At 71.1% G+C, this 18,954-nt stretch carries 20 protein-coding genes; 9 read left to right on the top strand and 11 right to left on the bottom strand.

The window, feature by feature from the left end; translation table 11 throughout:
- The first annotated feature begins 1 nt into the window (after position 1).
- A complete protein-coding gene (locus tag DI005_RS17070; protein ID WP_113642764.1) occupies positions 2-1,384 on the top strand; it encodes an amidase in 1,383 nt (460 codons plus the stop codon).
- On the opposite strand, the gene DI005_RS17065 is transcribed toward DI005_RS17070, so the two are convergent.
- The 3 genes from DI005_RS17065 to DI005_RS17055 form a co-directional block, all read right to left on the bottom strand.
- Positions 1,352-2,353, bottom strand: a complete 1,002-nt coding sequence (locus DI005_RS17065; protein WP_228713573.1) for an LLM class flavin-dependent oxidoreductase — start codon at positions 2,351-2,353, stop codon at positions 1,352-1,354. The genes DI005_RS17070 and DI005_RS17065 overlap by 33 nt on opposite strands.
- Positions 2,354-2,729: 376 nt before the next feature.
- Positions 2,730-3,590 carry a CoA ester lyase gene (locus tag DI005_RS17060; RefSeq protein ID WP_255565711.1) on the bottom strand — a complete coding sequence of 287 codons (861 nt, stop codon included), beginning with the start codon at positions 3,588-3,590 and terminating at the stop codon, positions 2,730-2,732.
- A complete protein-coding gene (locus tag DI005_RS17055) occupies positions 3,587-4,657 on the bottom strand; it encodes a CoA ester lyase (protein ID WP_112266751.1) in 1,071 nt (356 codons plus the stop codon). Before DI005_RS17055 ends, DI005_RS17060 begins: the two co-directional genes overlap by 4 nt.
- A 313-nt stretch (positions 4,658-4,970) precedes the next feature.
- Between DI005_RS17055 and DI005_RS17050 the strand changes: the two genes are divergently transcribed.
- Genes DI005_RS17050 through DI005_RS17030 form a run of 5 tightly spaced genes read left to right on the top strand, consistent with a single transcriptional unit; the run spans position 4,971 to position 7,306 of the window.
- Positions 4,971-5,612, top strand: a complete 642-nt coding sequence (locus DI005_RS17050; protein WP_112265956.1) for a hypothetical protein — start codon at positions 4,971-4,973, stop codon at positions 5,610-5,612.
- 19 nt (positions 5,613-5,631) lie between these two features.
- Positions 5,632-6,294 (top strand): NAD(P)H-binding protein, encoded by a 663-nt coding sequence (locus tag DI005_RS17045; RefSeq protein ID WP_112265958.1) that lies wholly within the window; start codon positions 5,632-5,634, stop codon positions 6,292-6,294.
- 40 nt (positions 6,295-6,334) lie between these two features.
- On the top strand, positions 6,335-6,706 hold the full coding sequence (locus DI005_RS17040) for a YbaB/EbfC family nucleoid-associated protein (protein WP_112265960.1): 372 nt from the start codon (positions 6,335-6,337) through the stop codon (positions 6,704-6,706).
- A complete protein-coding gene (locus tag DI005_RS17035; protein ID WP_146770511.1) occupies positions 6,699-6,992 on the top strand; it encodes a hypothetical protein in 294 nt (97 codons plus the stop codon). The genes DI005_RS17040 and DI005_RS17035 overlap by 8 nt, the downstream gene beginning before the upstream one ends.
- The gene (locus DI005_RS17030; protein ID WP_113642763.1) at positions 6,986-7,306 is read left to right on the top strand and encodes a hypothetical protein; all 321 of its coding nucleotides are present in this window, start codon (positions 6,986-6,988) and stop codon (positions 7,304-7,306) included. Before DI005_RS17035 ends, DI005_RS17030 begins: the two co-directional genes overlap by 7 nt.
- Here the strand turns inward: DI005_RS17030 and DI005_RS17025 are convergent.
- Entirely contained in the window at positions 7,273-8,580 is a 1,308-nt protein-coding gene (locus DI005_RS17025) for a D-arabinono-1,4-lactone oxidase (RefSeq protein ID WP_113642762.1), read from the bottom strand. The two genes, DI005_RS17030 and DI005_RS17025, sit on opposite strands and share 34 nt — an antisense overlap.
- A gap of 85 nt (positions 8,581-8,665) precedes the next feature.
- On the opposite strand from DI005_RS17025, the gene DI005_RS17020 reads away from it, so the two are divergent.
- On the top strand, positions 8,666-9,853 hold the full coding sequence (locus tag DI005_RS17020) for an amino acid deaminase/aldolase (protein ID WP_112265968.1): 1,188 nt from the start codon (positions 8,666-8,668) through the stop codon (positions 9,851-9,853).
- A 41-nt stretch (positions 9,854-9,894) separates the two neighbouring features.
- Here DI005_RS17020 and DI005_RS17015 read toward each other — a convergent pair whose 3' ends face one another.
- From DI005_RS17015 to DI005_RS17005, 3 genes are all read right to left on the bottom strand, one after another.
- Complete coding sequence (locus DI005_RS17015; RefSeq protein WP_112265970.1) at positions 9,895-10,533, bottom strand: TetR/AcrR family transcriptional regulator; 639 nt, start codon at positions 10,531-10,533, stop codon at positions 9,895-9,897.
- A 382-nt stretch (positions 10,534-10,915) separates the two neighbouring features.
- Positions 10,916-11,368: a hypothetical protein gene (locus tag DI005_RS17010; RefSeq protein WP_113642761.1), complete on the bottom strand. Its 453-nt coding sequence runs from the start codon at positions 11,366-11,368 to the stop codon at positions 10,916-10,918.
- A gap of 13 nt (positions 11,369-11,381) precedes the next feature.
- Positions 11,382-11,663 (bottom strand): hypothetical protein, encoded by a 282-nt coding sequence (locus DI005_RS17005; protein ID WP_228713627.1) that lies wholly within the window; start codon positions 11,661-11,663, stop codon positions 11,382-11,384.
- Positions 11,664-12,069: 406 nt separating this feature from the next.
- Here DI005_RS17005 and DI005_RS17000 point away from each other — a divergent pair, with 406 nt between their 5' ends.
- On the top strand, positions 12,070-13,377 hold the full coding sequence (locus DI005_RS17000) for a helix-turn-helix transcriptional regulator (protein ID WP_228713629.1): 1,308 nt from the start codon (positions 12,070-12,072) through the stop codon (positions 13,375-13,377).
- A 17-nt stretch (positions 13,378-13,394) separates the two neighbouring features.
- Positions 13,395-14,282, top strand: coding sequence for a phosphotransferase family protein (locus DI005_RS16995; protein WP_113642760.1), 888 nt, complete (start codon positions 13,395-13,397; stop codon positions 14,280-14,282).
- Between the two features lie 154 nt (positions 14,283-14,436).
- Here the strand turns inward: DI005_RS16995 and DI005_RS16990 are convergent, their stop codons facing one another.
- From DI005_RS16990 to DI005_RS16975, 4 genes are all read right to left on the bottom strand, one after another.
- Entirely contained in the window at positions 14,437-16,443 is a 2,007-nt protein-coding gene (locus tag DI005_RS16990) for a tetratricopeptide repeat protein (RefSeq protein WP_233520167.1), read from the bottom strand.
- A gap of 190 nt (positions 16,444-16,633) precedes the next feature.
- Entirely contained in the window at positions 16,634-17,656 is a 1,023-nt protein-coding gene (locus DI005_RS16985) for a copper resistance D family protein (RefSeq protein WP_112265978.1), read from the bottom strand.
- 2 nt (positions 17,657-17,658) lie between these two features.
- Entirely contained in the window at positions 17,659-18,225 is a 567-nt protein-coding gene (locus DI005_RS16980) for a copper resistance CopC family protein (protein WP_113642759.1), read from the bottom strand.
- Positions 18,222-18,932, bottom strand: a complete 711-nt coding sequence (locus DI005_RS16975) for a YcnI family protein (RefSeq protein WP_113642758.1) — start codon at positions 18,930-18,932, stop codon at positions 18,222-18,224. The genes DI005_RS16980 and DI005_RS16975 overlap by 4 nt, the downstream gene beginning before the upstream one ends.
- Between the last annotated feature and the right edge of the window lie 22 nt (positions 18,933-18,954).

The following is an 18,954-nucleotide window of genomic DNA, read 5'->3' as shown; positions in this document are numbered from 1 at the left end:
CATGGCAGAGCTGACGTCGCTCGCCGCGACCGAGCTGGTGGCCGAGTACCGAGCGGGGACGCTGTCGCCGGTCGAGGTCACCGAGGCGGTCCTGGCGAGGATCGACGCGCAGGAGGACACCCTGCGCGCGCTCTACGCCTACGATCCGGACGCCGCGCGCGCCTCGGCTCGCGCGGCCGAGCGGCGCTGGCACGCGGGTGAGCCGCTGGGCGCGATCGATGGCGTTCCGTTGACGCTCAAGGAGAACATCGCCACGCGCGGCACGCCGGTACCGCTGGGCACCGCGGCGACGGAGCTGACGCCCGCCCCCGAGGACGCTCCCGCCGCCGCGCGCGTAAGCGAGTGCGGCGGCGTGCTGCTGGCGAAGACGACCATGCCCGACTACGGGATGCTCACCTCAGGGCTCTCCAGTTTCCACCCGGCCACGCGCAACCCGTGGGACCACGCGCGCACGCCGGGCGGCTCCAGCGCGGGTGCCGCCGCCGCGGCCGCGGCGGGGTACGGACCACTGCACGTCGGCACCGACATCGGCGGGTCGATCCGGCTGCCCGCGGCATGGTGTGGGCTGGCCGGGTTCAAGCCGAGCTTCGGCCGCGTGCCCGTGTTCCCGCCGTATCTCGGGCGCGTGGCGGGCCCCATGACCCGCACGGTCGCCGACGCGGCGCTGTTCATGGAGGTCCTCTCGCGTCCGGACTCGCGTGATCACCTGTGCCTGCCGCCGGAGGAGATCCCGTGGCACGAGCTCGCGCTGGACCCGGCCGGGCTGCGCATCGGGGTGCAGCTCGACGCCGGGGTGGGCCTCGCCGTCGAGCCGGACGTGCGCGCCGCCGTGGAGGAGGCCGCGCGGCTGTTCGAGGCGGCCGGTGCGCACGTCGAGCCGGTGGAACCGTTCCTCACCAGGCAGATGCTCGACGGGCTCGACCGGTTCTGGCGCACCCGGTTCGTCGTGGACGCCGAGGAGCTGCCCGCCCCGCGACGGGAACGGATCCTGCCCTACATCGCGGAGTGGGTGGCCGGTGGCGAAGGGCTTTCCGGCGCGGACGTCTACCGCGGGTTCGCGCAGATGGAGGCCATCACCGTGGCCGCCCTGCGGGCGAGCGAGCCCTTCGACGTGGTGCTGTCGCCGACGTGCCCGGTGTCGGCGCCGCCGTTCGACTGGGCCTCGCCGACCAACGACCCGGCGCGGCCGTTCGAGCACATCGGATTCACCGTGCCGTACAACATGTCCGGCCAGCCCGCGGTGTCGGTCAACTGCGGGTACACGCGGGAGGACCAGCCGATCGGCCTGCAGCTCTCCGGGCGCCGCTTCGACGACCTCGGCGTGCTGCGCGCGGCCGCCGCCTTCGAACGGCTACGCCCCGCGCAACGCGCCTGGCCCGACTAGTTCGGCCAGGCGGGCGTAGGAGTCGAGCATCTCGGCGCGGTCGAAGGTGCTCAGGGTGATCAGCAGCTCGTCGGCGCCTGTCCGCTCGACGAGGTCGGCCAGCTCGGCTCCCACCTGCCCGGCCGTGCCGTGGATCTGCCCGCGCAGCGACTGCTCCAGCAGCTTCGCCTCGCGCGCGGTGGGCGTGGGCAGCTCGGCGGCCGACCGCAGCGGCGGGAACACCCCGCGCGTGCGGGCGTGGACCATCGACCACGCCTCGGGCAGCAGCAACCGCCTGGCCTGCTCGGTGGTGTCGGCGACCGCGACGGCACTCGACACGACCACGTACGGGCATGGCCACAGTTCGGACGGGCGGAACCGCTCGCGGTAGGCGGCGATCCGCTTGGCGACGGCGTCCATGCCCGCGACGGGTGCGATCACGAGCGCGAGCCCGAGGTCGGCGGCGAGGTCGGCACCGGCGCCGGTGGCGAGCACGAACGCGGGCACCCGGAGCCCCTCCGCGGGGTAGGCGTGCACGCCGGGGTGTTCCTGCTGGTCGCCGGTGAAGTAGCCGAGCAGCTCCCGCACCTGCTCGCCGAAGCGGTCCGCGTCGTCCTTGCCGTGGCCGAGCGCGCCGCGCACGCCGCCCGTGAAGCCGACCGAGCGCCCGAGGCCCATGTCGATCCGGCCGGGGTGGAGCGCTTCGAGGGTGCCGAACTGCTCGGCGACCACGATCGGCTGGTGGTTGGGCAGCATCACCCCGCCCGTACCGACCCTGATGCGCGAGGTGGCCGCCGCGATCGCGGAGGCGAGCACGGTGGGCGCGGACCCGGCGACGCCGGGCACGCTGTGGTGCTCGGACACCCAGAACCGGTGGTAGCCCAGTTCCTCGGCCTGTTGCGCGAAGCGGACCGTTTCGCGCACGGCCGCCGAGGTGTCCTGGCCCGTGCGCGTGCTGGAACGGTCGAGGACGGACAGCGGAACCGGCAACGTCTGCACACGAGGTGCAACGCCGTGCCCAGCGCCCCGAATTCCGCGAGTCCCCCGCTCCGGTGCGCGAGTTCCCCGCTCCGGTCCACGAGTTCTGCGCTCCCGCACGCGACTTCTGCATTCGTGGGCTTCGGAAAGGGGGACTCGCGGGCAGGAAAGGGGGACTCGCGGGCCGGAAGGGGGAACTCGCGACGAGGGCCGGGTCGTCGGTCAGCGACGCGACCAGCAGGGGGCCCGCGGCGAGCGCGATGCCGTCGGCGATGTTCGTGAAGGCGTTGGCCGTCCACAGTTTCGCGAAGTCCGCCCCCAGCGGCGTCCGTTGTCCGCTCCGCATCCGCTCACGACAGCGCAAGCGCCCACGCGGGGCAACGGATTTTCAGCCGAGCGCCCCGATCGCCTCCGCAAGACCCAGCACGCGCTTGGCGTTGTCGACGTGCAGGTTCTCGATCATCCGCCCGTCGACGGTCACCACTCCGCGACCGGCCTTCCTGGCTTCCTCGAACGCGTCGATGATCTTGCGTGCCTGCGCGACCTCCTCCTCGGAGGGCGCGAAAACCCGGTTGCAGGGCTCGATCTGGCCGGGGTGGATGAGGGTCTTGCCGTCGAAACCGAACCGCCTGCCCTGCAGGCACTCCACCTCGAAGCCCTCGAGGTCCTTCACGTCGTTGTAGACGCCGTCGAGGATCACCTTGCCCGTCGCACGAGCCGCCAGCAGGCACAGCGAGAGCCCGCCGAGCAGCGGTGCGCGGCCCGGGACGAACTCGGCGTGCAGCTCCTTGGCGAGGTCGTTGGTGCCCATGACGAGCACGGTGAGCCGCTCGCTGGCCGAGGCGATGTCCTCGGCGTGCAGCATCGCGGTCGGGGTCTCGACCATCGCCCAGATCTTCGTGTCGTCAGGCGCCCCGCCGAGCTCCAGCGCGCGCTCGATGTTGTGCACGTCGCGAGCGGAGTTCACCTTCGGCACCACCACGGCCGCGGGACCGGCCTGCGCCGCCGCTCGCAGGTCCGCGTCGTGCCATTCGGTCTCCAGCCCGTTGACGCGGATGGTCACCTCGCGCGAGCCGTACTCGCCGGAGGCCGCCGCCGCGCACACGCGCTCGCGCGCGGCCTCCTTGGCGTCGGGGGCGACGGCGTCCTCCAGGTCGAGGATGAGCGCGTCGGCCGGCAGCGTCTTCGCCTTCTCCAGCGCCCGTTCGTTCGCGCCGGGCATGTAGAGAACGGAACGGCGCGGTTTCACGCGAGTGCCTCCTTCGTAGCCGCGTCGTAGGCCTCGGCCAGCTCGGGGTCGCTCGCCGCCAGCGCGTCCGCCAGCTCGGCGACCACCCTGCACTGCTTCACCGACGCGTCGTCCTGCATCTTCCCGTCGATCATCACCGCACCGGTGCCGTCGCCCATCGCGGCGATCACCTTGCGGGCCCACGCAACGTCCTCGGGCGCGGGGGAGAACACCTTCTTGGCGATGTCGATCTGCACCGGGTGCAGGCTCCACGCGCCGACGCAGCCGAGCAGGAACGCGTTGCGGAACTGGTCCTCGCAGGCCACGACGTCGCGGATGTCGCCGAACGGCCCGTAGTACGGCAGGATCCCGTGCATGACGCACGCGTCGACCATGCGCGCCACGGTGTAGTGCCACAGGTCCTGCTGGTAGGTGGTGCGGCCCTCGGTGAGGTCGTCGCCGACGGGGTCGGTGCGCACGAGGTAGCCGGGGTGCCCACCGCCGACGCGGGTGGTCTTCATGCGCCTGCTGGCGGCGAGGTCGGCGGGACCCAGTGAGATGCCCTGCATGCGCGGGCTCGCGCCGGCGATCTCCTCCACGTTGGCGACGCCGCTCGCGGTCTCCAGGATGGCGTGCACCAGCAGCGGTTTCTCGAGCCCGGCCCTTGCCTCCAGCTGCGCGAGCAGGCGGTCGACGTAGTGGATGTCCTGGGCGCCCTCCACCTTCGGCACCATGATGACGTCGAGCTTGTCGCCGATCTCGGTGACGAGCGTGATCAGGTCGTCGAGCACCCACGGTGAGTCCAGACTGTTGACGCGCGTCCAGAGCTGGGTGGAGCCGAAGTCGTTCTCCTTGGCGACCCGCACGAGCCCCTCGCGGGCGGCCTCCTTGCGATCGGCCTTCACGGCGTCCTCGAGGTTGCCGAGCAGCACGTCGACCTTCTTGGCGATGTCCGGCGCCTTGGCGGCCATCTTCTCGTTGCTCGGATCGAAGAAATGAATCATCCTCGACGGCAGGGCCGGGATCTGCCTGACCGGCTCCGGCGCACCCACGGCGAGCGGGGCGAAGAAGTCCTTCGGCGAGCGCATCGGGTCCTCCAGCACTGGCGGTCAATACCCGGCGACCCTATCCCGGCTGCCCGGCCCAGGGCTGCGGTACACGTCACCGCTCCACTCTGAGAAGCACCGCTCGGCCGCACGTCACCCATCCGGCGGCACTGCCGGACCGAAGTCCGATTACCGTCCACCGACCGATCACCGACCGTTCGGCGCCGCCGATCGCAGCTACTCGTCCTACCGGCAGACTGCGGCCCGTTTCCGCTGGTACTTAAGTTGGGGTGCTTCCCGCCAGGACGCACCGAGCACGCGTGAGTCGCAGAAACAGCAGAGGGAGGCGGACTTCGTGGCGGTAACACCTGGGCACACCGCGGTGACGAGCGGTTCGAACGGAACCAGGTCGGCTCCGAGCCGCATCGTCGCACCCATCGAGCTGCCTGCCTCCAGTGACGAGCTGGCCGCCGAGGCGGCGGCGCAGTTGGGCTGGGACGGCGTGCTGCTTCCCCGGCTGACGATGTTCGGCCGCAGGGTGTACGTGGTGGCCAGGCTCCGGCCGGAGGCGCATGCCGAGCGGATCGCGCTGGGCATCGGCCCGGTCACCGACAGGGCGAGCGTGTCGACGTGGACGTGGCCGGAGCTGGCCGCGAGCGCGCCGCCGCCCGCCGCGGAGATCGTCGGTGTGCTCGCCGTCGCCAGGCACTGGCGCACCGGCCTCGCCGCTACCGTTCCGTTCGCGCGCTACGGCGACGCGGCGATGGTGCTGCCGCACTCGGCGACGCTGAGCCACGACTACGTCGACAACTGCCTGCCGCGCGCCCGCGCCTACGGCCTCGCCGTGGTCACCGCCGACGAGAACGCGGCCGTCGGGCTCGACCTCTCCGGCCGCGGCGAGCGCATCACCCTCGGCGAGGACGCCGTGTCCCGCTGGGTCAACGAGGTCGTCTACGAGCAGCTGCTCGCGCTGGAGACCCCTGCCGACACGCACTGATCTCATTAGGCTCGGTGCCATGCGAGTCGTTATCGCCGGTGGACACGGACAGATCGCGCTGCGGCTGGAGAAGCTGCTCGCCGCGAACGGCGACACCGCCGTGGGCATCATCCGTAACGTCGACCACACCGCCGACCTACGGGACGTGAGCGCCGAACCCGCGGTGCTCGACCTCGAGACCGCCACGATCGAAGAGGTCGCCGCGGTGCTGGAAGGTGCCGACGCCGCGGTGTTCGCGGCCGGCGCCGGGCCGGGCAGCGGCACCGCGCGCAAGGAGACCGTCGACCGCGGCGCCGCCGTGCTGTTCGCCGACGCCGCCGAGCGCGCTGGCGTGAGACGGCTCGTGCAGGTCAGTTCCATGGGCGCCGCGGGGCCCATCGACGAGGCCGCCGTGGGCGAGGTGTTCGCTGCCTACCTGCGCGCGAAGGCCGCCGCCGAGGAGGACCTGCGCAAGCGAGAACTGGACTGGACGATCCTGCGGCCGGGCAGGCTCACCGACGATCCCGGTACGGGCCTCGTCCATCTCGCCGAGTCCGTGCCCAGGGCCGACGTGACGCGCGACGACGTCGCCGCGGTGATCGTCGAGCTGCTCACCGAGGACGGCACGTCGGCCTCCAACCGCCGGGTCCTGGAACTCACCGGTGGCAACACGCCGATCGAGGAAGCGGTCAGCCGGGTCTGACGCCGGTTTCGGTCGGACCCTCCCGGTAGGTTCTGCCTCCGTGGAATCGAGCACACCCGGGATCGACCGCGCCCGCACCCAGACCGGTGCGCTCCTGCGCCGGATCAACGCCGCGCGCGCCGAGCTGGCGACCGAGCGGTTCACCTACACCAGCCCCGACGGCCTGGTCCGCGCGACGGTCGACGGCAACGGAGCCCTGATGGGCATCACCCTCGCGGACGGCGCTTTGCGCACGGCCGGGCTCGGCTCCCAGCTCGTCACGGCGGTGAACACCGCCCGCAGGGCCGCGACGCTGGACAGCCGCGACCGCCTCGCCTCCGTGATCGGTGGCAAGCGGGCCGACGCGCTGATCGGCTCGTCGGAGTACGACAGCGGCCTCGACGGGGTGAGTAGTGAGGGCAGCGATGACTGAGCTGGACGAGGGCCGAAACCGAATGGCGCAGGCCGGAAAGCGCCGCGCCGAGGCCGACGCGAAGATCATCGGTGAGAAGATCGAGCACCGGCTGGGCGTCGTGCAGGTCGACATCTGCGGTTCCCTGCGAGCGATCGAGCTCGACCACCGGCTCCTGCCCGAACTGGCCGAGGAGCGCGTGGCGGAGCTGGTCACGGCCGCCGTCCATCGCGCGGAGCGCAAGGCCGGTGAGCTGCGGGAGATCGTGCTCGGTGCCGACCCGATGCGGGAGGAGGACGAGTGCTGAGTGCCGCGCGGGGTGTCCACACGGGAGCGTCGACGGACGAGGCGGAGCGGGCCATCCTCCACATCGCTGCCAAGATCGGGCTTGACGGGCCCGTATCGGAAGTGTTCGGAGAACTGCGCACACTGTCCACACCAGACACAGCCGATGCCGCGCGGCGACTGGTGTGCGACGTCGCCGCGAGGCTCCTCGAGGCGGTCGGAAAACTTGACCGGGCCGACTTCCTCTTCGCCGAGGTGGGCGCCGCGACGCGGATTCTCGCCGACTTCGCCGCGCAGGCCGCTCAGCTGAGCGGGCCGAGCACGCGGTCGAGGTAGGCGTTGCTGAACAGGCCGAACGGGTCCACTTCCCTGCGCACGGCCTGGAAATCGTCGAACCGCGGGTACCGCTCGCGCAGTGCGGCGGCGTCGAGGTCGTGCAGCTTGCCCCAGTGCGGACGGCCGCCCACCGCGCCCGCGATCTCTCCGAACGCCGCGAAGTACTCGCGGTAGGGCATGCCGACGTACTGGTGGATGGCGATGTAGGCGGAGTCGCGGCCGTAGGCGGTGGAGAGCCAGACGTCGTCGGCCGCCGCGACGCGCACCTCCACTGGCAACGCCACGGGATCCGCCAGCGTCGGCACCAGCGCGCGCAGCTCGCCGAGCACGTCGTGCACCGATTCCCTCGGCACGGCGAACTCCGACTCCACGAACCGCACCGAACGCTGGGTGACGAACACGCGGTGCGAGGCGTCGCTGTACTCCCGCCCGGACAGCGCCGCCGAGGAGAGCCGGCCCAGCGACGGCATGAGCCGGGGAACAGCTCGGCCCACGCGGCACAGCGTGCCGAGCGCCGCGTTCTCCATGATCGTGTAGTCGACGAACCGGCGAAGGTTCGAAAGCGGCTCGGGTGGAGCGCCCGGTTCGAGCCGGTTGTTGCGCTTGACCAGAGCGTTGCGGCCGTAAGGGAACCAGTAGAACTCGAAGTGGTCGTTGCTCTTGGCGAACTCGTGGAACCCGTCGAGAACCTGCTCCAGCGGCTCGGGACCCTCCTGCGCGCTCAGCACGAACGCCGGTTCACAGCGCAGGGTCACGGTGCTGAGCACGCCCAGCGCGCCGAGGCCGACCCTCGCGGCGGCGAAGAGGTTCGGCCTGCGTTCCGGCGAGCACGACACCACCGAGCCGTCGGCCAGCACGAGCTCCAGCGCCGCGACCTGTGTCGCGAGCCCGCCGAAGCGGGCCCCGGTGCCGTGGGTGCCGGTGGCGATCGCGCCCGCGATGGTCTGCGCGTCGATGTCACCCAGGTTGGTCATCGCGAGGCCGCGCGCGGCCAGCTCCGCGTTGAGTGTCCGCAGCGTGGTGCCCGAGCGCACGGTGACCAGGCCGGTCTCGGGGTCGGCCGAGACGATGCCCGTCCAGGCGCCGAGGTCGATCGCGTCGGAGTCGGTCGCGGCGATGTCGGTGAAGGAGTGGCCACTGCCGAGTGCGCGCACCTGCCGCCTTTCGACGGCGGCGTCGGTGACCACCTCCGCGAGCTCGGCGGTGCTCCGCGGCCGATGGACGCGGCGCGGATGCGCCACGGCCGTGCCCGCCCAGTTCGTCCACGTTGACAACGGCTGCCTCCACGATGGTCTGGGTTTGGCCACGATAAGTGAATACGATTCGCGTTACAAGGTTTCCTGGCGTAACGTACGCGCCGTGACCACGGGAAACGGCGCGCCGTACGACCTCGCTACGAAGGATCTCGACCCGCCGCTGGCAATCGTCGACCTCGAGGCGTTCGACGCCAACGCGGCCGACCTGGTGCGCCGCGCCTCGGGCCTCCCGGTGCGCGTGGCGAGCAAGTCCATCCGCTGCCGGTACCTCCTGGAGCGGGCGCTCGCACTGCCGGGCTTCGCAGGCGTGCTCAGCTACTCGCTGGCCGAGGCGCTCTGGCTCTTCCGCCAGGGCAGCAGCACCGACCTCGTGGTGGCCTACCCGACCGCCGACCACGGCGCGCTGCGGGAACTGGCCGAGGACGACGCCGCCCGCGCCGCGATCACGATCATGGTCGACGCCGACGAGCACCTCGACCTCGTCGAGGCGGCGCTCGGCAGGCACCACCCCGATATCAGGGTGGCCCTCGAGCTCGACGTGTCGTGGCGACCGCTGCCAGGCGTGCACATCGGCACGCGCCGCTCGCCGGTTTTCACCGCGCGACAGGCGGGTGAGCTCGCCCGCAGGATCGTGGACCGGCCGGGCTTCTCCCTGGTCGGGATGATGGCCTACGAGGGACAGATCGCCGGCGTTCCCGACGGAGCGCCCGGTCTGCGTGGCGGGCTGGTCCGCTGGATGCAGCGCCGCTCCGCCGCCGAGCTCGCCGGGCGCCGCGCGAAGGCGGTCGAGGCCGTGCGGGAGGTGGCGGACCTCGAGTTCGTCAACGGCGGTGGTACCGGCAGCCTCGAGACGACGAGCGCCGAGCGGTCGGTCACCGAGGTCACGGCGGGCTCCGGCCTGCTGGGGCCGGCGCTGTTCTCCGAGTACACGCGGTTCACGCCCCGGCCCGCCGCCCTGTTCGCGCTGCCCGTCGTGCGCAAACCTGCCCGCCGCATCGCGACCGTGTTCGCCGGGGGCTACGTCGCGTCGGGGCAGGCGGGCGTTTCGCGGTTGCCCTCGCCGTACCTGCCCGCCGGGTTGCGGCTGCTCGGCGTCGAGGGCGCGGGTGAGGTGCAGACGCCGGTCGCCGGTGCCGCCGCGGGTGACCTGCGCCTCGGTGACCGGGTGTGGTTCCGGCACGCGAAGTCGGGCGAGCTGGCGGAACATTTCACCCAGTACCACCTCGTGCGGGGTGACCGTGTCGAGCGCGCGACGCCGACGTACCGGGGGGAGGGTCGCGCCTTCGGCTGAGTTGTCCACAGCGTGTGGAAGCCTGTGGACAACTCGGTTCGTCATTCGCCGAACCGGCTCGCCAGATAGCCCTTGATCAGCGCTTTCGTCTCGGCGAGCACCTCGGGATCGCCCTGGGGATCGCTGCGGAAGGCGAAGTTCAGCAGTCCGTCGGCCGCCTCCACCGCGATCGAGATCGGGAGCGTCAGCTGCTCCGGATCCAGGTCGACGTGCTTGCTGACGAGCGCCGCGAGCGAGTCGGTGATCACGCGGTTGTTGGTGCGCTGCTCGTCGAGCAGGCGCACGTCCACGACGTCGCCGAAATGCACCCTGGAGAAGCCCGGCACCTCGCGGTGCATCTGCAGGTAGATGTCGAGCAACGAGTCGACGACGTCCCACCAGTGCTCGTGCTCGCCACCGCCCAGCCGCTCGCTGACCGCGGCGACGAACCGGTCGAGGTTGCGCTGGGTCAGCGCCTGCACGACCGCGCGTTTGTCGGGGAAGAACTGGTACAGCGAGCCCACGGCGACCCCGGCTCGCTTTGCGATGAGGGTGGTGGTGAGCGCCTCGTACCCGACCTCCTGGAGCAGCTCGGCGCTGGCGTCCAACATGCGTTCGACGCGTTTGGCGCTGCGCTGCTGGACGGGTTGCCGACGCAGGGGCGTCGTCTCGTTCGGCGTCACGGCCTGGTTCTCGGACACGTCGTGCTCCTCGCTGTGCAGGCCAGCGACTTTATCGTGCTGGTGACCTGCTTCACGGTCGAGTGAACACTACGCATCGGCTGAAGCCGGTGACATGGGAACCGCGGGCCGGTGCCGGTCGGGGGAGGGGGAGTGCAACGGCACCGGCCCGCGGAGTATCGGGGCCGCACTGTGGGCGGGGTTTCACAGCATGCGATGTGTAGTTGTGCGGCGATCACTTGGCGCTCAACCTAACCGGCGGATTACCACTTTCGCCAGAGGCTGACGCGCATTATTTGGATTAATCGCCGACCGGTTGCGACCGGCGACCGACTCATCTCGCTCGGGGGTACGGACGAGCCGGTCGCCGACCTTGGCGAGAACATCTCGCCGCCTGTGTCCGTTACCGGGCGGGGCTCCCGGTGACGGCGTGCCGGCCAGCCGGCACGGGGACCAGGGCGTGCTTGCCCTTCTGTTGCGGGACCGGCTGTGGTTCAGCCGGCGTGGGGACCGCATGAGACTGTTGCGCGGCGGCCGGGGCCGCCCGGCGGCGTCCCCTCCGTCGCGTGTTCTGCTGGGGCGCCAGCCCGCCGGCGACCAGGTGCTCGTGAGCCACCTGCCAGACCGTGCAGGGGGCCTTGCACTTGTGCCACCGCGTCGAGCACGTGGGGCAGTCGCCCCGCTCGTCCGGCTCGTGCGAGCGCAACATGGCGCGCCAGCCCTCGGTCAGCCGGGGCAGTTCGGACCGCGCCACGGAGACCAGCGAGGGAGCGTCCGCGCGGCTCGCCAGATCGGAGAGCATGTCGAGGCGTTCCCACACCGCGTTGCGGAGCACCTGTCCGAGGATCTGATCCACCTGGAACTCACCGTCACCTTTCCGCCAGCTTGGCGGCTTCGTTGAGCGCGGCCCGCAGCTGGCCGAGCTGGCCTGCCGTGAGCCGCGCCGTCTCGCCGGGAGGCCCGACGAGCACCACTTCGTCGTCGTCTACGAACACCGTCAGGCAACGCTCACGACTGATCAGGTCGCCGCACTGCACACGCCAAACGAGCTGCCCGCCCTCGTACCTGCGGACAGCGGCGGCGCGGGGGTCTGCCGTCGACGCTGACGACAGCGGCTGGCGCGCCTTCTCGCCGACCGGAGACCGGTGCACGGGCGTCGTGCCGGTCGCAGCACGTCCTGCTGTGATCGAGTGCACGAACTCCACGTTCCTCTCCGCTCTCCCGGCGACAGGCGCGAGCCTGTTCCTCGCTGTGGTAGCTCTCCGTGACTGCGCTGGGTGTTCACCCGGCCACAGAGATCTGCGAACTACATTGCGACGAAAAGAACGCCGAAAGAAGGCTTGGTGGGCGTCATAGCGGCGACCGGCCCGAGTTCCACGTTAAGCGGTCGGGGGACTTCGGCCGGGCCGATCAGGGCGCACAAACAGCGTTTCGCAGGGTTCAATAGGGGTGCTTACGCTGCTTACCGACGCCCGACAGGACTGTGGAGGGCCGCACGTGGACACAGGTGACGCCAAGCAGGGCCGGATCAACCCGAAGCTCTGGGAAGCCCCGGAGATGAGGGATGCCCTCGCGAGCAGAAACATCAGCGAGGTCTACCGCCAGCTGCGCAAACACGGTGTCTCGCAGCGTCAGATCGCCGCCATGACCGGCCAGTCGCAGTCCGAGGTCTCGGAGATCCTCAAGGGACGACAGGTCATGGCCTACGACGTCCTCTCCCGGATCTCCGCAGGCCTGGGCATCCCACGTGGATACATGGGCCTCGCCTACGACGAGGCCACGGAGATTCAGGTCGTCGGCGCGGCCGACGAGCAGCAGGCTGAGGAGGACGAGTCCGTGAAACGGCGGAAGTTCCTCGCGCACGCCGCACAGGTGACGATGGGGGCCGCGGTCTTCGGGCCCGCATCCGACGCCTGGGCGGCGAGTCCCGCAAGGACACCCGCACCTGGGCGGATCGGCATGACCGACGTCCGGCAGGTGGAAGCGGCAACCAGGGCGCTCCGCGCGCTCGACTACCAGTACGGCGGCGGCTTCTGCCGGGACGCCGTCGTCGCCCAGCTGTCCTGGGGACAGCAGATGCTCCAGGCCAGCGGTACCGAACTGGTCAAGTCCCGGCTCTACGTCGCGCTCGCCGACCTGCACAGCCTCGCGGGTTGGACCTCGTTCGACATCGGACTCATCGACTCCGCGCGCGGGCACTTCGCCAACGCGCTGGACCTGGCGAAACAGGGCGAGAACCACCCGCTGGTCGCCAACATCCTGTACCGAATGGGCCGCGTCTACCTGCACCAGGAGGCGCCGAACGACGCGCTCAAGCTGTTCCAGCTGGGGCAGATCGCCGCGCAGGAGTCCGGTTCGGAACTCGCGGTGGCCGTGCTCTGTGCCAACGAGGCGTGGGCCTACGCGATGATGGGCAACGCCGAGCAGGCCATCAAGCTGCTGGGCCGGACGCGGGACGAGTTCGCGCGCGCCGACCTCGCCAACGCCGAGTCGTGGGTGCGGTTCTTCAACGAGACCGACGTCTACGCGATGGTCGGCACCGTCCACACGGCACTCGCGCAGCAGGCGGACACGGCGCACACGAAGTACGCGATCCCCGCCCTGACCAGGGCCATCGGCGACTACGGCGACGACATGGCCCGCAGCCGGACGTTCAACCTGAGCATGCTGGCCACCAACCACATGATCGACGGCGACATCGACCACGGCGCGAAGGTCGGAGGCAAGGCGCTCGACGCGGCCGAGGGCCTCAAGTCGGCCAGGATCGAGCAGCGCATGCGCCCACTGAAGGAGGAAGCGGCGCGGCGCAGCAACAACTCCGACGCTCGCGAACTCGTGGAGCGGATGACCACGTTCTTCGCGTAGACCGGCGCCGAGGATCCTTGAACGGGCGGTTCACCAGGGAGAAGCTGGACCAGGTCCTGCGGCAGACGTGTGCCCGCCTCGGTCTGGACCATCGCGGCGCGACGTTGCTGCGCTTCACCAACAACGCGGTGTACTCCCTGGTGAACGACCCCGTCGTGGTGCGCATCGTCGGATCACGGGCGCTCCGGCACCGGGCCGGCAAGGTGGTGGCCGTCGCCGAGCACTTCGCGCGGCACGAGGTGCCCGCCATCCGGCTCGTCGCGGGTGTTGAGCAGCCGCTGCACATCGACGAGCACGTGGTGACGGTCTGGCAGAAGGTCCCCGGCACCGGGACGCGGGCCACGTCCGCCCAGCTCGCCGTGCTCCTGCGCCAGGTGCACGAGTTGCCGCCGCCGGACGGCGTCGGGCCCTGGCAACCGCTCGCCGACGTGCGTGCGCGGGTGTCCGATGCCGAGGAGCTCGCTCCCGGTGACCGGCGGTTCCTGCTCGAGCGCTGCCGCGAGGTGGAGGCCGAGCTGGCCGAGCTCAAGTTCGTGCTGCCCACGGCGCTCGTGCACGGCGACGCCCATCCGGGCAACGTCATCGTGGGCGACGACGGCCCCGTTCTGTGCGACTTCGACTCCGCGTGCGCGGGCCCGCCCGAATGGGATCTGGTCCCGTTGGCTGTGGGCAGGCAGCGCTTCGGGGACCCCTCGGCCTGGTACCGGGCGCTGGCGCTGACGTACGGCTTCGACGTCACGTCCTGGGAGGGCTTCGGCGTGCTGCGGGCGGCCAGGGAGCTCAAGCTGACCACCAGCGTGCTGCCGATCATGCGCAGCCATCCGGCCGTGCGGCGGGAGCTACGTCGCAGGCTGGAGGACCTCAGGGCGGGCCGACAGCACACCCGGTGGGTGCGGTACCGCTGAACGGGGACGGTTTTTGCTTTCGTTCAACGACAAGATCTGACCGCTCGTCGTTTGCGATTTTCCAGGTTGCGCAGGGTGACAATTTCACCCCGACTGATCACTTCGAACGGTTGACGAGACGCCAACTGGTGCAATTTGCAGCCACACAGCGTCACTAGCTGGGGTTTTCCACCTGCCGTAGCCGCTCCCGCACCTCGCTCGCCTCGGGCCTGCCGAGTTCGGTGTAGATCGGCAGCACCGCCTCGTAGCGCTGCCTGGCCTCGTCCGCACGGCCCGCCGACTCGGCCACCTCCGCGAGCACCTGCATGGCCCTGGCCTCCTCGAACGCCGACCCGCGTTGCCGCATCACCTCGCGCGCCTCGGTGACGTGCTCGGTCGCCTCGGCCGTCCGGCCGTCCAGCGCCAGCGCGCGGGCGAGGTCGATCCCGGCCCTGGCCACGTTGTAGCCGTCGCCCTGCTCGGCCAGCAGTGCCTTGGCCTGTTCGAGCTGTTCGATCGCCTCGCCGGTCCGGCCCAGCCTCGTCAGCGTCACGCCGAGGTTGACCTGTGCGAGCGCGACATCGTGTGGCCGCTTCAGCTCTCGGGAGCGGCGCAGGTCGTCGGTGAACTCGCGGTGCGCGTCCTCGAGCCTGCCCTGCGCCAGCGCGACCAGGCCGAGCCCTTCGACCGACCTGATCCCGGGTACCTGGTCGCCGTCCGGTCGCAGCCTTCGCAGCGCGGCGCTGTAGTGCTCGACGGCCTCGTCGAACCGGCCGGCGCCCCGGCACGCGGCGCCGCACCGGTTGAGCATGATCACCTCGGCGTCCGCGTTGCCCCACTGCTGAGCGCACCGCACGCCGAGCTGGCTCACGGTCAGGAAGTCGCGGTAGTGCTTGCGGAGCAGGAACAGCGGCCACATGGCGTCGCCGAGGTGCCAGGCCAGCTCAGGGTGGTCGAGCTGGGCAGCCGCCTGCATCGCGGCGAAGACGTTGGTGCGCTCGCGCTCCAGCCAGTCGAGTGCCTCGTCCTCGGCGGGCAGCGACGCGGCGTCGGGCCGCCTGCTCGCGTACTCGTAGGGCAGCGGCTCCTGGTCGGGGGTCACGAGATGAGCGGTCGAGCGCGCTGCGCGCAGGTACCACTCGAGGATCCGCAGCTGGGCGTCCCTTCGCTCGTCGCCGCTCTCGTGCTCCTCGGCCTTCTCGACGGCGTGCAGCCGGTACAGGTCGTGGAAGGCGTAGCGGCCGTCCTCCGGCTCGGTGACCATGTTGACCTCGACGAGCTCGTCGAGCAGCCGCCGCGTCGCCGCGACGGAGCCGTTCACGGCGGCTGCGGCCACGCCCTCACTGAACTCGGCGCCCGGGTGCAGCCCCAGCAAGCGGTAGGCCCTCGCGGCCTCCGCCGGCAGCGCCTGGTAGGCGAGATCGAACGACGCCTGCACGGAGTCTCCCTCTTTGCCCGCCGAGAGCACCGAGAGCCGTCGCCGGCCCACGCTCAGCTCGGAGGCAGTCCGTGCCAGCGTCGCCTTCGGCTTGGCCACCAGCCGCCCAGCCACCGAACACAGCGCGATCGGCAGGCCCGCGGTGAGACGGACGATCGTCGTGGCATGTGCACGTTCAGTATCCACGCGATCGACGCCGAGTGTGTCCCGCAAAAGGGTCATGGAATGCTCGGCGCTCAGGGGATCCAGCGCGAGCAGCTCCGCGCCCTCGTCCACGGCGAGACCGCCGAGCGGCCGCCTGCTGGTGACCACGACGAGACTGCCGGGCGCGGCCGGGATCAGCGGCCGCACCTGCGCCTCTGAACCCGCGTTGTCGAGCAGCACCAGCATCGGGACCGACGCGGTGAGCGTGCGGTACAGCCCGCCCTGCTCCTCGACGTCGACGGGTACGCGGCTGCCCGGCACGCCGAGCGCACGCAGGAACTGGCCGAGCACCTCGCCGACGGCGACGGGACCGGTGGGGTCGAACGCGCCGAGGCTCGCCTGCAGCGCGCCGCCGGGGAACTGGTTCTCGATCTCGGTGAGCCAGTGCAGCGCGAGGGCCGTCTTGCCGATCCCGCCGGGGCCGCTGATCACCTGGACCACGGTGCGGCCGCCCGCCGAGGCTAGCGCGTCCTGCAGGCGCTGGAGCTCCTCGGCGCGGTTGGTGAACCGCGCCGGTGGCCGCTTGAGCTGGCGCGGCACGATCGAATCGGTGCCTCTCGGGGCGGTCGCTTCAGAGCTTCCTCGCTGCCGTGGCAAGGACCGGTCGATCGTCACGCGTACTCCTCCGAAGGCACACTTCGCCGTGCGCGATCATCGCCCAGAGTGCGGGTGTGGATACGCGAAAGAGAGCAAATTGGGCTGAACGGCGCAGCAGGTGAGACCGCCCGGCCTAGGCGACCGGCGCGCGGGTCAGCACCACCGCGAAGCCGAAGGCGAGCCCCATCACGATCAGCTCGAGCGTCGCCCACGTCGCGAGCGCCGTGCGCTGGTGCCGCATGATCTTCGGCAGCAGCCGGAAGCGCAGGTACGCGCCGAAGCAGCCGATGGCTGCCGTGCACGCGAGCTTGAGCAGCACGAGCTGGCCGTACGGCGTGGTGAACAGCGCGGTCCAGAGGTCCATCGTCGGGTTGAGGTTGAGCTCGACCAGGCCGTTGAACAGCCCGGTCGCCGCCGAGATCGCCAGGCACAGCGTCGCGAGCTTGGAGAACCGGGGCAGGGCGTACGCGAGCAGCGTGCGGTTGCCGACGAGCAGCGTCGCCATCGCGCCGAGCCCGCCCGTCCAGGCGACGGCGCTCATGACGTGCAGCTCCATCGAGATCATCGTGTAGTCGTGGAACGACCAGTTCGAGGCGTGCCCGGTGACCGGAAGGGGCAGCAGCGCGAACAAGCCGAGCCCCACGCGGACCTCGGCGGGCACCTTCTCGCCGTGGCGAACGGCCAGCACGTTCAGCGCCATGAGCCCCAGTGCGAGCACGGCGACGATCAGCAGCGCCTTGCCGGCCCCGACCGCGCCGACGTATTCGGCGATGTCACCGAAGCCGACCGTGCCGGCCGCGGGCCGGTACTCGGCGGTCTGCAGCACGAGGGTGACGAGCGCGGTGACCGCCCACGCCAGGGACGCCGCGACCGCGGCCGGGCGGGCGCGGCGGAGCACCGGTTCGGTGAGCTTGGGCCGGTCGTAGCCCACGAGCACCGACAGCAGGGCCAGTCCGATGGCGGTGACCGCCGAGATGTCGAGCAGCACCCGCACGATCGGGATGCCGACCGAGACCACCTCGCTGACCTCGGTGATGCCGCTGACCGGCGAGGTCGCCGTGAGCGCGATGCCGATGAGCACACCGGCGAGCGCCGAGGCGAGCACGCCGAGCAGGACGCCGGCCGTGGCGGGCGAGGTGGTCTCGGCCCTGGTCATGACTACTTCTTCTCCGGTGCGCGGCCCATGCGCAGCGCGATCGTCACCCCGGCAACGAGGAGCGCCGCGGCGAGCACGATCCACACCCACACCGGCACCCCGGACGACGAGTCGGCGACCTCGCCCTGGTTCGCCTGCGTCTGCGGCGTGTCCGGTGCCGCGGCCACCGAGGACGGAGGCTGCGGGCCGCCCGTGCCCTGACCGGCCTGCGTGAGGGTGAACCGGATCTCCTCGGAGACCGGGTGCCCGTCTGCGGACAGGATGCGGTAGCCGATCACGTACTCACCGGCGGGGCCGAGCGGGCGCACCGGTGCGGTCACGACGTTGCGCTCGACCCGCACCGTGCCCTCGGCGTACTGACCGCCGTCCGGCCCGGTGACCGCGACCTCGTTGACGTCGCCCTCCTGCACGGCCTGGTCGAAGGTCAGCGTGATCGTGCTCGGCGCGCTCTCGACCTGCGCGCCCTCGGCCGGGTCGGACGAGATGAGCGTGTTGTGCGCGGCCGCGGCCCCGGCGCCGCCGAACAGCGCCAGCACCGCGATGCCCGCGACGACCAGTGCCCGCCTCATGACCGGCCCTGCTTCCGCGCTCGCAGGGTCGCGCCCACGCCGAAGCCGACGCCGAGAGCGCCGACGGCGAGGCCGGCGCCGCCGAGCCAGCGCGCCGTGGTGTCGGTGCTCGCCGCCGCCTGGGTGTCCTCGGCGGCCTCGGACTCGGTACTGGCGTGCTCTGCGCTGCCGCCGTGCCCGTGCCCGTCACCGGAGGGTTCGGCCAGCTCGACCGTGGGCGCGGGGTGCTCGGGCTCCTCGTCGCCCTTGGCCTCCTGGTTCCAGTTGGCGACGCTGCCGTCGGAGTAGGTCTGTGCCGCTGGCAGCACGAGCGTGTCCACGTCCTCGGGCAGCGGGCCCGCCGTGAAGGCGAACTCCTGGTAGGACGTGGTGCCCGCCGGGATCTCGTTGCCCGGCTGCGCGGTCCACGTGATCTTGCTGACCACGTCGTTCTTGGTGACCTCCGCATTCCAGCCCGGTACGGGTTTGGTGCGGGCGGAGCTGATCGCGTACTCGGCGGGGATGGTCACCTCGAGCTTGACCGTGCCCGCCTGCGCCTCTTCGTTGGGCACGCGCAGCACGATCGCGCCGTAGCCGCCCTTCTCCGGCTGGCTGCCGTAGACGTCGGCGGTGACGTGCGCCGAGGCGATCCCGGCCGTCGCGAGCCCGGTCGCGCCGAGAGTGGCCGAGGCCACGAGCGCACGCCGAAAGAATCGATGTGTCGACATGTAGGGGTTCTCTCCTGAACGA

The sequence above is a fragment of the Prauserella sp. PE36 genome, assembly GCF_003311655.1.
In the GTDB taxonomy this organism is placed as follows: Bacteria; Actinomycetota; Actinomycetes; order Mycobacteriales; family Pseudonocardiaceae; genus Prauserella_A; species Prauserella_A endophytica.
Note: the sequence above shows the minus strand (reverse complement) of the source record. Positions and strands in the feature narration are given on the sequence as shown.